A 14280-nucleotide genomic window follows, 5' to 3' on the forward strand; every position below is an offset into this window, starting at 1 on the left:
TATGCCAGCCATAAGTCTCCAAGGTCTACAAAACGCCACGGAAAGCGGCCGAACAAAAGGTGCAGAAGCGGAGGAAAGGCACTCCACTGTGGACAAGAATCTCACCATACGGACGCGCTGCCACGATGTGGTCGCCGGTCCCAAACAGCGGACGCGGATCCCACACTTTGGCATCGTCGGGCGGCGCCGGCAGAGAGTCGATCTCTCTACAGGTTGTCGTTCGTGGAGGACTTGTTCAACTCGACGAACTCACCGCGATCCGCTTCGTCGAGGCTGTTCATGAGGCGACGGGTGTTCCCCCGATTGCCGTAGACATGCAGCGTCTCACGCAGGCTGCTGTACTCGTCGTACGAAATGATGATCGCCGCTTTGCCGCCGGGACGGGTGATGACCGTAGGTTCCTGGCCCCGGGAGTGCTGGCCCACGACGCGGCCAACGGATCGGCGCCGGCCGCGATAGACAGCCGATAAATCGGACTGGTCGCGGTTCTGCGGCGCGGGTAGAAAGGCGTAGGCCATCGCACGACCCGGGGAGACATACCGATGAGCAAGATCGAAGCGCGTATCGCCGAGCTCGGGCTGACGCTGCCGCCGCCGCTGCAGCCGCCGGGCGGCACCCGCCTGCCGTTTCACAACGTGCACGTGGTGGGCACGCTCGCGTACATCGCCGGGCACGGGCCGCAAGCCCCGGACGGGTCGCTGGCACGTCCGCTCGGCAAGGTGGGTGCCGAGGTCAGCGTCGAGCAGGCGTACGAGGCGGCCCGGCTCACCGGCCTGGCGATCCTGTCCAGCCTGTCCCGCACGCTCGGCGACCTGGACCGGATCGCGGCGTGGGGCCGGGTCTTCGGCATGGTCAACGTGGCGCCCGGCTTCGACCGCATGCCGGAGGTCATCAACGGCTTCTCCGACCTGCTCACCGAGGTCTTCGGCCACGAGGTCGGCGGGCACGCGCGCAGCGCGGTCGGGCACGCGGCGCTGCCGTTCGGCATTCCGGTGGAGATCGAGGCAGAGGTGCATCTACACGCGTGAGCACGGCACGAGCCCGGCCGCGGACGACGGACGGGCATCCGCGCTCGACGAGCTAGGCTGGGCGTACGCCGGATCCGCTCATCCTCGCCGATATCTCTTCGCCATCCCCGGGCGGAGCCGGAACGCTAGGGGGCGGCAATGGGCGGGCCTTGGTACGTGACCCGTGATCTCGGGGCGGGGCTCACGCTCACCCACGCGAGTTCCGGCCAGCTGCGGTACAACGGGCCGCCCAGCCTGGTGCCGCCCGGCGGTGACGTCGTCACGAACTTCTGCCTGCACCTGCACGGCGCCACCGAGCTGGTGCAACGCGACCGGCTGGCGGAGGTGGACGCCGGTCATGGCGTCATGTACGACCACAACCGCCCGTGGTCGATGCGGTTCACCCGGCCCGGCCAAGGACTGATCCTCCGGTTCCCCCGCGAACGGCTGCCCCTGGACCGCGGCGACGTGGACCGGGCGCTCGCCCGTACGATCGCTCCGGGCCTCGGGACCATGCGCATGCTGTCCGGTTATCTGCGCGAACTGGACGCGGTGGCGGCCGGCCTGAGCGAGTCACGTCTGCGCGAGGCCGGCCTGGTGGCGCTCGACCTGCTCACCATGACGCTGCGCGGCGTCGTCGACGACACCGACTCGGCGGCCACGGACGCGACGTTGCGGATGATGCGCCGCTACGTGCGCGACAACCTGCACGACCGCGACCTGACCGTGGCGACGCTGGCCCGCCGGCACCTGGTGTCGGTGCGGCACACGCACACGCTGTTCGCCGGGGCGGGCAGCACGCCCGGCGGCTACATCCGGGAGCAGCGCCTGCTGGCGGCCCGGGCGATGCTGTCGGATCCGCGGTACCGGGACGCGACGATCGCGGAGATCGCGGCCGTTGGCGGATTCCTCGAGCCGCGCACGTTCGAACGGGCGTTCCGCCGCCGGTTCGGCAGCACGCCGGGAGTGTGGCGCCGCGGCCGGGCGCAGAAAACGTCCGTCAGGGGGGCAGAGTCTGCCCTGGTATCGATCCCCCGGGCCGGGTGGAATCAGCGCTAACGGCCGGACGAAGGGGGATACATGGATACCGAAGTGACCGTCGCGCTGGTGCACGGCGCCTACGCGGACAGCTCGTCGTGGAACGGTGTCGTCGAGCGGCTGCTGGCCGAGGGCATCCCGATGCGGGCGGTGGTCAACCCGTTGCGCGGCATCGCGCTCGACGCGGCGTACGTGGCCGGTGCCTTCGGGCAGATCCCGGGCCGGGTGCTCGCGGTCGGTCATTCGTACGGCGGCGCGGTCATCACCAACGCGGCGTCGCGGGCGGAGAACGTGGCCGGGCTCGTCTATGTCGCGGCGTTCGCACCCGACGACGGCGAGACGCTGCAGGAGATCGAGAGCGGATCGCAGGACAGCGTGCTGCTGCCGAAGCTGCGTCCGTCGCACTACCCGATCGGGACCGGGCCGGAGACCGCCGACGAACTGTGGATCGACCCGGCGGCATTCCACGAGGCGTTCGCGGCCGACCTGAGCGAGCAGCAGTCCGCGGTGCTGGCGGCGACGCAGCGGCCGATCGCGGTCGCGGGCTTCACCGAGAAGACCGCCGACCCGGCGTGGAAGAAGCTGCCGTCCTGGGCGGTCGTCCCGACCGAGGACCACGCGGCGGGTTCGGACGTGCTGCTGTCGATGGCGAAGCGGGCCGGCGCGGAGATCACCGAGACCCCCGGGTCGCACGTGATCATGATGTCCCGCCCCGAGATCGTGGTCGACACGATCAAGAGGGCGCTGCACGCCGTCGCCTGAAAGCACGCTCCGGGCCGGCCCCCCACCGGCCCGGAGCGTTACCTCAGCTCACCTTCGTGCGCGCCCGCGACGAGCCGAACGGCGGCGTGCGGGTGCCGTAGACCCGCTCGGCGTAGTCGCCGTACAGCCGCGGCGCCGCCTCCGTGATCACCGGCCGCGCCTCTTCCGGGATGTTGTTCAACGCGTCCTGCACCGCGGACGGCGCGCCCTCGTACATGATGATGCCGAACATCAGCGGCAGCTGCTCCGGCGGCGTCTCGCCGGCGCCCTCGGCCACCATGCCGTCCCACTCGTCGGCTGAGATGTGCTTCTCGATGAGCGGCAGGACGAACCGCTCCTCCATGCCGAGGTGCTCAGTCAGGATCGGCAGCAGGTCTTCGAGCGTGTGCAGCACCGCGTCCCGGTGGGCGACACCGGCGTCGGTGCGCCAGGCGGCGATCTGCTTGGTCAGGTCCTCGCCGTACGCCGCGATCTTCTCGTGGTGGCCCTCCATGCCGTGCACCAGCGGCAGGATCTCCTCCGGGCAGCGCTCCAGCAGCCGCGGCCAGATGTGCATGTCCTCGCCGTGGTGGTGACGGTGCAGCACCGACGAGATCAGCTCGATGTGGTCGGAGATGATCTCGGCGCGGTGCCGGTCCCCCTCGAACACCCCGTGCACCAGCTCCGGCATGAAGCCGAACTCACGCCGGAACGCCGTGTGCACCATAACCATCTCGCGGGTCATCGCTCCGGGCACTTTTGTGTTGGTCATTTTTGTTCCCCCCTGGGATCTTCATCCGAGCAACAAACGGGGACGACATCGGGCCGGTTCAGGGGATGAAGCGCGGCGTGACCCAGGTCACGCCGTGATCTACCTACGCAGCGCGGAGCCGAACGGCGGCGTACGGGTGCCGTAGACGTGCTCGGCGTAGTCCCCGTACGCGCGCGGCGCCGCCTCGGCGATGATCGGGCGCACCTCCTCGGGCAGGTTGCCGAGCAGTCGGCGGACCGCGGCGGGCGCACCCTCGTACATCATGATGCCGAGGATCAGCGTCCTCTTCTCCGGCGGGAAGTGGTTGCCCTGATCGGCCGCCAGCTCGGCCCACTCCGACTCGGCGATGTGCTTCTCGATGAGCGGCAGCACGTACTTCTCCTCCATGCCGAGATGCTCCTCGAGAAGCGGCAGCAGCTCGTCGATCGTGCGCGCCACCGCCGCGCGGTTCTTTCCACCGGCGTCGGCTCGCCAGGCCGCGATCCCCTTGCTCAGGTCGTCGAGCAGTTCGTGGATCCGTTCGTGCTGGCTCTCCATGCCGTGCACGAGCGGCCGGATCTCCTCCGGGCAGCGCTCCAGCAGCCGCGGCCAGATGAGCCGGTCCTCGGCCGTGTGGTGCGCCTCGAGCACCATGTCGATCAACTCGATGTGGTCGGCGACCGACCCGGCACGCGCCCGGTCCCCGTCGAAAACACCCCGGACCAGTTGTGGCATCAAACCGAATTCGCGCCGGAATCCGGTATGCACCAAGACCATGGCCCGCGTCATCTCTCCGCTTTGCACTGCATCCCCTTTGTGACCCATTGCCGCCCCAAGGACAGAGACGCACACGGGTCAGCCGGGTTCATGTGGCGTTCATCCCTCCGCCCGCACCACCGCCCGGCCGGAGAACGCCAGTCCCAGCGCCCCGGCGACGGTGACCCCGAGCGCGATCGTCGTCAGCGCGGACAGCAGCAGCGTGTTCCGGCCGCCGACCCCGGCGACCAGCGGACCGCCGAGCAGGCTCCCGAGGGCGGTCGAGGGAATGGTCAGCGCGTTGCGGGCGGCCAGCACCCGGCTCCGCGCGTGCGGCGGACTGAGCTGCTGGAACAGCGTGGTGCAGATGGCCGTGAACGGCCCGTAGATCAGTCCGCCGACGGCGAACCCGACCAGCCCCGGCACGACCGGGCCGGTGAGCCCGAGGGGCAGCAGCGCCACTCCCCAGCCGACGACGATCACGACCACCACGAGCCAGGGCGAGAACCGGCGCAGCATCCCGGCCCCGAGCGCGCCCAGCGTGGCGCCCGCCCCGAAAACGGTCCAGTACAGGCCGAGCAGCCCCGCCGAACCGTGCATCTCGTCCGCGACGTGCACCGGCAGCGCGACCTCGACCGGCCCGTACAGGAAGAAGAAAACGCACGTCACGATCAGCAGGCCGAGCAGGCGGGGCTGACCGGAGATGGTGCGCCAGCCACCGGTCGTGGTTGCCTCCGGCACGGGCGCGACCGCCGGTTTGCGGCGCCACACCGTCAGCGCGAGGAACGCGAAGCTGGCCGCGTCGGCGCCGATCACCCAGCCCGGCCCGGTCAGCGCCGTCACCCCGCCGGCGAGCGCCGGGCCCACCACGATCGCCGCCTGCGTGAAGGTCGACAGAATCGCGTTCCCGGCCACCCGGTCCTCGTCCGGCAGCGATTCGGCGATCAGCGTGTACGCCCCGGCACTGCCCCACGCGTGCAGCAGGGACGAAACGGCGAGCAGGACGACGTACAGGATCGGGTTGAGCAGACCGGCGACCGCGAGTAAAGCGATGATGCCGAGCGCGACGGCCCGCAGGGAGGCGTCCGCCGCGACCAGCCGGAGGGCGGGCAGCCGGCGCACCAACCGGGAGAGCGCCGCCGCACCGACCGTGGCGGGCAGCGCGTAGGCGGCCACCGCGAGCCCGGTCCAGACGCCGGCCCGGCCGCTCGGGGCGATCTGCACGGCGAGCCAGGCCACCGCGACCATGCTCATGCCGTCGCCGAGCGCGGAGACGAGCATCGCGGGCATGATCGCGCGGAGGTCCGGGTGGCGCAGGACGCGTAAGACGTTCATGAACATCACTCTGCGGTGACGATCGCCGGACCCACATCCGTGCCGACCACGGAAAGCACCACGGAGCTTCCCGCACGGTCGACGCGGGCATGACGGCGGCCGCGTACGGCAGGATGGCGCTATGGCGGACATTTCGGAGTCGGCGTCGGCGCCCCGCGCACCGCTCGCACCGCTGTCACCGCTCTCGCCGCGGGAGGCCGAGGTGCTCGCCCTGCTTGGCGACCACCTGAGCAACGCGGAGATCGGCGCGCGGCTGTTCATCTCGGTGCGCACCGTCGAGTCGCACGTGTCGTCGCTGCTGCGCAAGCTCGAGGCACCCGACCGGCGAGCCCTTGCCAACCGCCCGTCCCGTACGCCTTCCGCACTGCCCGCCCCCGTGACCCCGCTCGTCGGCCGCGTGCCCGAGCGGGCTGCCCTGGCCGACACGATCAAGCTGCACCGGCAGGTCACTGCGGTCGGCCCCGGCGGCGTCGGCAAGACGCGGCTGGCGCTGGCGGTCGCGGCCGCGGTGGCGCCGGAGTTCGCCGACGGGGTGCGGTTCGTCGATCTGGTCCCGATCACCGATCCGGCGATGGTCGGCGCGGCGGTGGGCGCGGCCGCCGGTATCGGCGAGCAGCAGAGCCGCGACATGGACGAATCGGTCATCAGCGCTCTGACCGACCGGCACGCTCTGCTGGTCCTGGACAATTGCGAGCACGTACGCGACGGAGTAGCGCCCTTCCTGGAGAAGTTGCTCGCCCGCTGTCCCGAGTTGTCCGTTCTCGCCACCAGCCGCGCGCGACTGATGGTCCCGTTCGAGCGGGTCCACCAGGTCGGCCCGCTGTCCCTGCCGGACGCCGTGGACCTCTTCGAGGAGCGCGCCGCGGCCGTGGGCTGGCCGCTCGACCCCGGGCAGCACGACCGCGTGACCGAGATCTGCGCCGACCTCGACGAGGTGGCACTCGCGATCGAACTGGCCGCCGCCCGGCTTCCGGCACTGGGCCTGGACGGCTTGCTGAGCGTGCTCCCGGACCGCTTGCGCCTGCTGACCGGCGGCGCCCGCGCGGACGACCGGCACCGCTCGGTCCGCACGATGCTGGACTGGAGTCACGCCCTCCTCGACCCGGCGGACGCCGTGCTGCTGCGCCGCGTCGCGGTCTTCGTGTCCCCGTTCACGGCGGCCGCGGCCACCCGGATCGCCGCCCGCGCCGATGTTGTCGAGGGGCTGGCCCGGCTCACCGAGCAGAGCCTGCTGGCGGCGCTCCCGGCCGCGGACGGCACCCGCTACCGCATGCTGGAGATCATTCGCCAGTACGGGGTTTCGCAGCTCGCCGAAAACGACGAGCTGGCCGGCGCGTGGGCCCAGCACCTCATGTGGTGCTCGGCGCTGGCCGCCGCACTGGTCGCCGAGATCGGTTCACCGTCGTGGCGGGCTCAATTCGACGCGGCGGCCGACGAACTGCGCGCCGCCCTCGGCCGGACCCCGACCTACTCGCTGGCGATGTCCCTGGGCGAGCTGTCCTTCGCCCGGAACCTGCTCGGCGAGTCGCAGCAGCGGTTCGAGCAGGCGGCGGCCCTCGAGGGTGATCCGGTCGCGGCGCTGCGGTCCGCGGCCGCGGTGGCCGGCTGCCGGTTGCGCGGCGACGACATGTACCGGCTGCATCGCGCCGCCGCCGAGGCCTCGGGCCAGGCACGCGACCTGGCGAACGCGGCGACCAGCGCGTTCCGCTTCTCCGGGGTGTTCGAGCAGGTCCCGCCCTCCGCCGAGACGGCGGCGCTGCTGGGCGCGGCCGGTAAATTGGTGGCAGCCGATCCGGTCGACGTCGCCGCCGTGGCTTTGGCCGAGGCCGGGGTCGCCGCCGACGCGTTCGGCGCCAATCAGGGGCCGTCCTCGAACGCGGTCTCCACCACCCTGGCCGCCGCCGAGCGGGCCGTCGGCCTCGCCCGGCTCACCGGAGACCCCCTCGTCGTCTCCCCCAGCCTGGACGCGCTGGCCGGCGCGCAGAGCTGGGGCGGTGACAGCTTCGGCGCCGCCGCGACCGCGCGCAGCCGGGTGGAGATGCTCGCCCCGCTGCCGGTGACTCCGGAAAGCACCCACGAGCTGACCGACGCGCTGATCTCCGGCGTCGACACCGCCCTGGGCGTCGGTGACCTGCCGACCGCGCGGCGATGGGCCCGGCAGCTCGCCGCGATGCCGATGCTGGCCGAGGTGGGCCACCACGCCACGGCCTGGCTCATCGTCACCGACGCGCTGGCCAGGGACGTCGACGACGTCCTGGCCGCACGGTTCCTGGAGGCGTGGGAGCGCGCCGGCCGAGTACGAGCGCCGCGTCTGGCCGCCGCAGCGCACGCGATCGCGATGATTCACGGGCTACAGGACGAACCGGGCGAGCGGGCCGCGTGGCTGGCCGTCGCGGACGGGCTCGGATCGACCCCGACCCGGGCCGCCGGTTACGGGGCCGTCTTCGACGCGATCGTGGAACTCCACCATGGACGGCCCGCGTCGGCGTGGGAGCATGTCGCGGCCCCGCCCGAGGACGTGTGGAAGTGGGTCACGTGGAGCTGGCTGCACTGGTACGTGGCGCTGCGCGCCGAGGCGGCGGTGCTGTCCGGGCGTTCGGACGCGGCCGGCCTCATCGTCGCCGCCCGGCACGTCGTCGCGGGCAACCCGATCGCCGACGCCCAGGTGGAACGCGCGGCAGCCCTGCTCACCGGGGACGCGGACCGGATACGGGCCACCGCCGCGGCTTTCGAGGCGGCGGGCTGTTCCTATCAGGCGGCTCGGACGGGCGTACTCAATGGAATGTCTCTGCGAAAGCCGGGGTCATCGACCGGCCGCTGACCGGTTCGACGAACAGGTCGGTCAGGAAGAGGTCGGCGGCGAAGTCGAGGCTCACGCCGGTTTCCTTGCGGGTGGCGGCCTGCAGCACGGCACCGGACCGGAGGGCGGCACGGGCCACCGCGGCCGGTAACCGGCGAACCCGGCGCGGGTGGCCGGCCGCCGCGGCCATCCGGGTGAACATCTCGTGCCAGGTGACGTTCTCGTCGGCGACCGGGATGTTCTCGTTGCTGGCCTTCTCCAGCGCGTCCGCCGCCGTTTCGGCCACGACGGTCGCCGAGGTCACCGCGGTGCCGCCGGGCGGGGCCAGCAACGGGGACCGTGACTTGGCCCAGGTCTGCAGCGGGCCGGCCCAGTTCGGCAGCCGGCCGTTCGCGCGGCCGAGCACGAAGGGCAGCTCCAGCACGGCGAGCGGCAAACCGGGGCCGGCCGCGTCGCGTCCCTCGCGCGCCTGTTCGGCTCGGCAACGCACGTACATGTGGCGGTCCGACAGCTGCCATTCCGGGTGCAGGCGATCGAAGTACGTGTAGTACGAGCCCATCAGCACGGCCCGGGTCAGCCCTTCCTGGCGGGCCGCGGTCATCAGGCGTACGACCGGGTCGACCAGATCGTGGCGGAAAGCCGGATAGATCGGCTTGGGCAGGGGTCGTTGTTCCTCGGTGCGCAGGGCGACGACGACGCCGTCATGACCGGCCAGCAGCGGTCGCAGGTCGGTGGGCTGATGGAGATCCACCGAGTGATCGGCGTTGCTGCGGCGCGCCAGCGTGGTCACCTCGTGGCCGCGCTCGCGCAGCGTCCGGGTGATGTGGGTACCGAGGAGGCCGCTCGCGCCCGCGACAAGAATTCGCACCGCTCGATGTTCTCACGGCGCGGCGCGTGACACGCCGCGCCGTGAGATCACATCACTTGGCGTCGGCCAGCACCGTCAGCGCCTGAGCGGCCTGGAAGTACTTGTTGCGGCCCAGCTCGCCGATGGTCTTGATGCCGAGCGCCTGGCGGATGAGCGCCCCGCCGGCCTCGCTGACACCGGCGAGCGCCTCGACCGGCGCGTCGATGATCTCGGCCAGCGACTTGTCCTGCCAGGCCTTGTCGACGACCGTCGACAGATCGGCGTTGACTGCCATCAAGTTCTCCGTCCAGATGGGAACATTTTGCGCGGGCGAGCTTAGTGGATCAACGCTTGGCGGGTCCGGGCCGCCTGACGTTTGCGGCGTGTGTCTCGTCCCACCGGTATGAATATCGTTCTGTGGATCATCGCCGGGTTCCTGGCCACGGGCTTCCTCTTCGCGGGCACCACCAAGCTGCTGTTCACCCGGGAGAAACTGGCGTCGTCGCCGGGCGGTGGCTGGGCGATGCAGTTCAGCCCGCGCTTCATCAAGACGTTAGGCGTGCTGGAGATCCTCGGCGCCGTCGGCTTGATCCTGCCCGCGGCGCTGGACATCGCCCCGATATTGGTGCCGCTGGCCGCGGTGGGCCTGGCCATCGTCATGATCGGCGGGTCGGTCGTGGTGTATCGCCGGCACGACTACCGGACCGTCGCGGTGAACACGACCTATATGGCGCTCGCGCTCTTCGTGGCGTTCGGTCGCGCCTGACCGCGCCGGCGCAGGATCGCCACGGTCAGCTTGGCGACCACGACCTCGTAGAACGCGGCACCCAGGTTCGCGCCGCCGAGAAAGATGAGCGCCTCGTCCGCCGTGATCGTGTCGGTGACGGCCGCGGCCCCGAAAGCGGCCGCGTAATAGGGCACCTCCTTGGCGATCTCGGTGCCGGTGTACGCGACGGCGGCCGCCACCCGCTTTGCCCGCCGGCCGCGTACCAGGTCATACGCGGCCTTGGACAACACGTTCGTGCTCGTCCCCGTCGCCGCCAGCAGCTTCCCGTTGGCGAGCAGGTTCGCGCGCAGCCCGGCCGCCCAGGCCGCGTAGCTCACCACGAGAAACACCAGCACCCACCGATGTCCGAGGTCGTCGAGCAGCCCGGACGCGACCAGTCCGCCCCCGGCCACCGCCGCGAAGGCGTCCAGCGCCCAGGTGGACGCCGCGGTGGCCGCGATGCTGACGGTCCAGGCCGCGAACGGCGACATCGTCAGGCCTCGACGTGCGTGCGCATGCCCGTCACCCGCCGACGGCCGCGAGCAGGGTCTGGCGGCCCGGTCCGGGTAACGCGTAGGTCGGCGCGCCCCCGCCGAACTTCATGATCTTCTCGGCCATTCCCGGCTGGGCGACCAGATCGTCCGGGGTGGCCAGCATCGAGGCCAGCGACTGATATCCCCGGGCGACGTCCGGATCCACGAGCCCGGCCGCGATGATCGCCCGGCTGAACGCCCACTTCGGGTCGTCCGGCTGATAGGGCACTCCGGCGGCGTCCGCGTCGAGCTCGGCCAGCCGGTGCCGGTCGAACCAGAGCGTGCCGCGATACATCGGCTCCACGGCCGCCGCGGTCCACTCATGGAACAGGCTCGTCAGTTTGTCGTGTTCGTCAACCCCGGTTTCCCGTACGGCGTCGCGCAGTCCCTTCGCATGGATCAGACCCATGGTCGCGCCCCGGCCCAGCGAGGGGTTGGTGCACGCCCACGAGTCGCCGACCGCGAGCACGCCGGTCGCGATCGGTGCGCCGTCCACGACGAATTGGCGGTGGCGGTCCTCGATCCCGGCTATCACCTCGACGCCCGGAGTGGGGGTGCCGTCGGCCCAGCCGGCCGCGTTCGGATACTCCCGCAGGGCCGCGTGCCAGGTCTCCGGGTCGCGCAGGCCGCGCAGTGCCTTGTCGCGGCTGCTTGTTACGAAGGTGACGCTCCACGTGTCGTTGTCCGCCGGGAGGGTCAGGATCGAGAGAGACTCGTAGCGTTGCAGCATGGTGGCGCTGCCCTCCGGCCGCTCACCCTTTTTCATGAAATGTCGCCCGAAGTAGACAAAGCCGCTGTCTTCGCGCTCCTCCACCGGCCGGCGCGCACCCGCGGCCTCCAGCCACGACCCCAGCGCCGAACGCCGGCCACCGCAGTCGACGACCAGGTCGGCCCGTAAAGCATGGCCGCCTTCGGCCAGCACTCCGGTCACGCGCGGCACCGGTCCGCCGTCGGTGATCAGTCCGGTGACCGCCACCCCGCGCCGGACCGTTACGCCATCAGTGCGCGCCGCCACGCTCACGAGCACCGCCTCCAGAACGGGCCGGCGGCCGGTCACCGTCTCGAACCGTTCGTCACCGTCGCGCCACGGCCCCCGCAGATTCGCCGGCAGCAGGTCGAGTGGATTCATCCGAAGCCCGCCGACCGCCTCCAGCTCCTCGATCACCTCGGGCAGCTCGGCCTCCATCTCGATCCGCCACCGGGACGGCATCACATGCGCCAGCCGGAACTGGTTGACCCCCGGCCGTTGCCAGTCCTCCCACGCCCGAACCGCCGTGGGTGCTTCGTGCGGGTCCCGCTCCAGCACCGTGACCCGGTGCCCGTCCCGGGCGAGCAACATCGCCGTGGAAAGCCCGCACATGCCCGCGCCGAGAACGATGATCTGTCCCATCGGATGTCCCCCTGTGTTGGTGAGACATTGATGGTCGGCCTTCCGGCGGCTCACCTTCGAGGTCAGATGCCGGTCAATGGCTGTCCAAACGGGGTCCGGCGGCGGACAGTGGGGGGATCCGCAACCCGGGATCAGGGGAGGTCATCGGCGTGGCGGCACACTTAGGCGACCTGCTGGACGCCGCGCGCAGGCAACGCTTCGTCGGCCGCGAACGCGAGCTGGCCAGCTTCGACGCGGCATTATCCGGCCAGACCCCGACCCGGGTCCTGCTCGTGCACGGCCAGGGCGGCATCGGCAAGACCACGCTGCTGACCGAGTTCCGCGCGCGTGCGGTCGTGGCCGGCCGGCCCGTCGTACAGCTGGACGGTCGTGATGTTGATCCGTCACCGGAGGGTATGGCTGTCGCGGCCGCGGCCCCGCCCGGCGCCGTGCTGCTGGTGGACGGCTACGAACAGCTCACCCCGATCGACGCGTGGGTCCGCGACGACCTCATCCCCGGCCTCGGCGCCGACACGGTGGTCGTGCTCGCCGGCCGCGACTCACCGCCTTCGCCGTGGCGTACGGACCCTGGTTGGCGGCAGCTGGTCGCCGTGCACCGCCTGGACCCTTTCGACCCCGACGAATGCGTGCGTCTGCTCTCCGACGCCGGCGTGGCCGACGAGGACTGCACGCACCTGGTCCGCCTGGGCCGCGGCCACCCCCTGGCCATGGCGATGCTGGCCGACCTGGCCACCTCCGGCACGGTCCCGCACACCCTGGCCGACGCCCCCGACCTGATGTCGGCGTTGCTGGAGTCCTTCGTCCGCGACGCGCCCAGCGAGGCCCACCTGACGGGCTTGGCCACCTGCGTGATCACCTGGCTGACCACCGAGGATCTGCTCGACCGCTTAGTGGGCGCCGACGCTCCCGCGGTGTGGCGCTGGCTGGCCCACCGCCCGTTCATCACCAGCGGCCCACGCGGCCTGACCATCCACGACCTGGCCCGCGACGTCCTGGACACCGAGTTCGAACGCCGCATCCCGGAGCGCTATCACCGCTACCACCACACCGTGCAGGCGCACGTGATAGCCGGCCTGCGCAACGCGACCGGCTTCGACCGTCAGGTGCACGCGCAGCGCCTGCTGTTCCTGCTCCGCAACAGCCCGCTGGCCGAGGCCTTCGCCACGTTGCGTTCTCGTGGGTCCGCGTCGGTGGTCCCCGGGCGCCCTTCGGAGCACGACCAGGTCTGCGAGATCGTCGAACGCCTGGAGGGCAAGGCTGGGGCTGACCTGGCCCGGGCGTGGTTGTCCTCGCAGCCCGAGAACCTCAGTGTGGTCCGCGTCGGCGATCGCGTGGCGGGCTATGCCTACCAGCTGTTTTGCCCTTCAGGTTCACCTTTGGAAGAGCAAGACCCGGTCGTACGCGCGTGCCTGTCCCATGTCCGCCAGCACGGTCCGGCCCGCCCTGGGGAGCTGGTGAACATCGCGCGTTTCATCGGTGGGGCGGCCGAGGGCCAGCGGGACCCGTACGCCGTGCTGGCAGCGGGGGCGTCGTCCAACGTCGAATGGTTGACGCGGCCGTTGGCGTGGACGTTCTGCATCTTCGTGGACCGCGAGTATTGGGCACCGTTGTTCGACCATGCGGCGTTCAGCCCGATGTTCGAGCTAGATTTCGGCGGGAAGCGGCAGATCGCGTACGGGATAGATTGGCGCCGGTTGCCGATAGACACGTGGCTAGCCCTGATGGACGAGCGAGGCCATTCGGGTGGAAGCGGTCCCCCGCCGGCGGCTTTGCTCTCCCCGCCGCCGCTGGACCGCGCCCGTTTCGACACCGCGGTCCGCGAGGCCCTCCGCACGCTGCACCGACCGGATCAGCTTGGCACCAACCCGCTGATCGGCTCCGCGCTGGCGGCCACCCCAGCCGGCCCGGCTGTCGATCAGCTCCGGGCAACGCTGGAGGCGGCCGTGGCATGCCTGGCCAAGGAGCCCAAAGGCGACCAGCTGCGGGCGGTGCTGGACCGCACATACTTACGTCCGGCCGCGACCCGCGAGGCCGCCGCCGAGGTATTGGACCTGCCGTTCAGCACGTATCGCCGCTATCTGGCCAGGGCGCTGGAACAGCTGACCGATCTGCTCTGGATGGTGGAGATAGGTGACGTACATCTGGTCGCACCCGGGGCTGGCGATTGAGGCGCCTCCGTCGAATAGACCTCGTCGTGTACCTGTCGTGACCGCTGAACCCAGTCACCAGACCAGCTTTCCAGTAAATGATCTCGAGGTGATGTTGCGCCAACCCTTCCTGTCAGGGTGACATGAAGGTAGAGTCCAATCACGACCG

At 70.9% G+C, this 14280-nt stretch carries 14 protein-coding genes; 6 read left to right on the top strand and 8 right to left on the bottom strand.

Annotated features, from left to right (window positions below; genetic code table 11):
* Positions 1 to 206: 206 nt before the first annotated feature.
* Positions 207 to 518, bottom strand: coding sequence for a type II toxin-antitoxin system Phd/YefM family antitoxin (locus HH310_RS41165; protein ID WP_169181203.1), 312 nt, complete (start codon positions 516 to 518; stop codon positions 207 to 209).
* 24 nt (positions 519 to 542) lie between these two features.
* On the opposite strand from HH310_RS41165, the gene HH310_RS41170 reads away from it, so the two are divergent.
* The 3 genes from HH310_RS41170 (at position 543) to HH310_RS41180 (ending at position 2807) form a co-directional block, all read left to right on the top strand.
* Positions 543 to 1028 carry a RidA family protein gene (locus HH310_RS41170; RefSeq protein ID WP_169181204.1) on the top strand — a complete coding sequence of 162 codons (486 nt, stop codon included), beginning with the start codon at positions 543 to 545 and terminating at the stop codon, positions 1026 to 1028.
* Between the two features lie 156 nt (positions 1029 to 1184).
* The gene (locus HH310_RS41175) at positions 1185 to 2066 is read left to right on the top strand and encodes a helix-turn-helix domain-containing protein (RefSeq protein ID WP_169181205.1); all 882 of its coding nucleotides are present in this window, start codon (positions 1185 to 1187) and stop codon (positions 2064 to 2066) included.
* 21 nt (positions 2067 to 2087) lie between these two features.
* Entirely contained in the window at positions 2088 to 2807 is a 720-nt protein-coding gene (locus tag HH310_RS41180; protein WP_169181206.1) for an alpha/beta fold hydrolase, read from the top strand.
* 43 nt (positions 2808 to 2850) lie between these two features.
* Here the strand turns inward: HH310_RS41180 and HH310_RS41185 are convergent, their stop codons facing one another.
* From HH310_RS41185 to HH310_RS41195, 3 genes are all read right to left on the bottom strand, one after another.
* A complete protein-coding gene (locus HH310_RS41185; protein WP_169181207.1) occupies positions 2851 to 3558 on the bottom strand; it encodes a hemerythrin domain-containing protein in 708 nt (235 codons plus the stop codon).
* A gap of 99 nt (positions 3559 to 3657) precedes the next feature.
* Positions 3658 to 4362 carry a hemerythrin domain-containing protein gene (locus tag HH310_RS41190; protein WP_312034654.1) on the bottom strand — a complete coding sequence of 235 codons (705 nt, stop codon included), beginning with the start codon at positions 4360 to 4362 and terminating at the stop codon, positions 3658 to 3660.
* A gap of 51 nt (positions 4363 to 4413) precedes the next feature.
* A complete protein-coding gene (locus HH310_RS41195) occupies positions 4414 to 5628 on the bottom strand; it encodes an MFS transporter (RefSeq protein ID WP_248294918.1) in 1215 nt (404 codons plus the stop codon).
* A 121-nt stretch (positions 5629 to 5749) separates the two neighbouring features.
* Between HH310_RS41195 and HH310_RS41200 the strand changes: the two genes are divergently transcribed.
* A complete protein-coding gene (locus tag HH310_RS41200; protein ID WP_169181210.1) occupies positions 5750 to 8449 on the top strand; it encodes a LuxR C-terminal-related transcriptional regulator in 2700 nt (899 codons plus the stop codon).
* Here the strand turns inward: HH310_RS41200 and HH310_RS41205 are convergent.
* Positions 8403 to 9296: an NAD-dependent epimerase/dehydratase family protein gene (locus tag HH310_RS41205; protein ID WP_169181211.1), complete on the bottom strand. Its 894-nt coding sequence runs from the start codon at positions 9294 to 9296 to the stop codon at positions 8403 to 8405. The genes HH310_RS41200 and HH310_RS41205 overlap by 47 nt on opposite strands.
* A gap of 52 nt (positions 9297 to 9348) precedes the next feature.
* Positions 9349 to 9570 (bottom strand): hypothetical protein, encoded by a 222-nt coding sequence (locus HH310_RS41210; RefSeq protein ID WP_169181212.1) that lies wholly within the window; start codon positions 9568 to 9570, stop codon positions 9349 to 9351.
* Positions 9571 to 9678: 108 nt separating this feature from the next.
* Here HH310_RS41210 and HH310_RS41215 point away from each other — a divergent pair, with 108 nt between their 5' ends.
* Entirely contained in the window at positions 9679 to 10041 is a 363-nt protein-coding gene (locus HH310_RS41215) for a DoxX family protein (protein WP_169181213.1), read from the top strand.
* Here HH310_RS41215 and HH310_RS41220 read toward each other — a convergent pair.
* Positions 9999 to 10532, bottom strand: coding sequence for a hypothetical protein (locus tag HH310_RS41220; protein WP_169181214.1), 534 nt, complete (start codon positions 10530 to 10532; stop codon positions 9999 to 10001). The genes HH310_RS41215 and HH310_RS41220 overlap by 43 nt on opposite strands.
* 31 nt (positions 10533 to 10563) lie before the next feature.
* Entirely contained in the window at positions 10564 to 11964 is a 1401-nt protein-coding gene (locus HH310_RS41225) for an NAD(P)/FAD-dependent oxidoreductase (RefSeq protein WP_169181215.1), read from the bottom strand.
* Positions 11965 to 12113: 149 nt separating this feature from the next.
* Between HH310_RS41225 and HH310_RS41230 the strand changes: the two genes are divergently transcribed.
* Positions 12114 to 14132 carry an ATP-binding protein gene (locus tag HH310_RS41230; protein ID WP_169181216.1) on the top strand — a complete coding sequence of 673 codons (2019 nt, stop codon included), beginning with the start codon at positions 12114 to 12116 and terminating at the stop codon, positions 14130 to 14132.
* The last annotated feature ends 148 nt before the right edge of the window (positions 14133 to 14280 follow it).

Origin of the sequence: Actinoplanes sp. TBRC 11911 (assembly GCF_012933445.1) — a bacterium.
In the GTDB taxonomy this organism is placed as follows: domain Bacteria; phylum Actinomycetota; class Actinomycetes; order Mycobacteriales; family Micromonosporaceae; genus Actinoplanes.

Excerpts from the sequence above, each read along its gene's own strand:
- HH310_RS41225 (WP_169181215.1), bottom strand. The coding sequence starts at position 11,964 with ATGGGACAGATCATCGTTCTCGGCGCGGGCATGTGCGGGCTTTCCACG.
- HH310_RS41190 (WP_312034654.1), bottom strand. The coding sequence starts at position 4,362 with ATGGGTCACAAAGGGGATGCAGTGCAAAGCGGAGAGATGACGCGGGCC.
- HH310_RS41195 (WP_248294918.1), bottom strand. The coding sequence starts at position 5,628 with ATGAACGTCTTACGCGTCCTGCGCCACCCGGACCTCCGCGCGATCATG.
- HH310_RS41200 (WP_169181210.1), top strand. The coding sequence starts at position 5,750 with ATGGCGGACATTTCGGAGTCGGCGTCGGCGCCCCGCGCACCGCTCGCA.
- HH310_RS41180 (WP_169181206.1), top strand. The coding sequence starts at position 2,088 with ATGGATACCGAAGTGACCGTCGCGCTGGTGCACGGCGCCTACGCGGAC.
- HH310_RS41185 (WP_169181207.1), bottom strand. The coding sequence starts at position 3,558 with ATGACCAACACAAAAGTGCCCGGAGCGATGACCCGCGAGATGGTTATG.
- HH310_RS41215 (WP_169181213.1), top strand. The coding sequence starts at position 9,679 with ATGAATATCGTTCTGTGGATCATCGCCGGGTTCCTGGCCACGGGCTTC.
- HH310_RS41220 (WP_169181214.1), bottom strand. The coding sequence starts at position 10,532 with ATGTCGCCGTTCGCGGCCTGGACCGTCAGCATCGCGGCCACCGCGGCG.
- HH310_RS41210 (WP_169181212.1), bottom strand. The coding sequence starts at position 9,570 with ATGGCAGTCAACGCCGATCTGTCGACGGTCGTCGACAAGGCCTGGCAG.
- HH310_RS41170 (WP_169181204.1), top strand. The coding sequence starts at position 543 with ATGAGCAAGATCGAAGCGCGTATCGCCGAGCTCGGGCTGACGCTGCCG.
- HH310_RS41165 (WP_169181203.1), bottom strand. The coding sequence starts at position 518 with ATGGCCTACGCCTTTCTACCCGCGCCGCAGAACCGCGACCAGTCCGAT.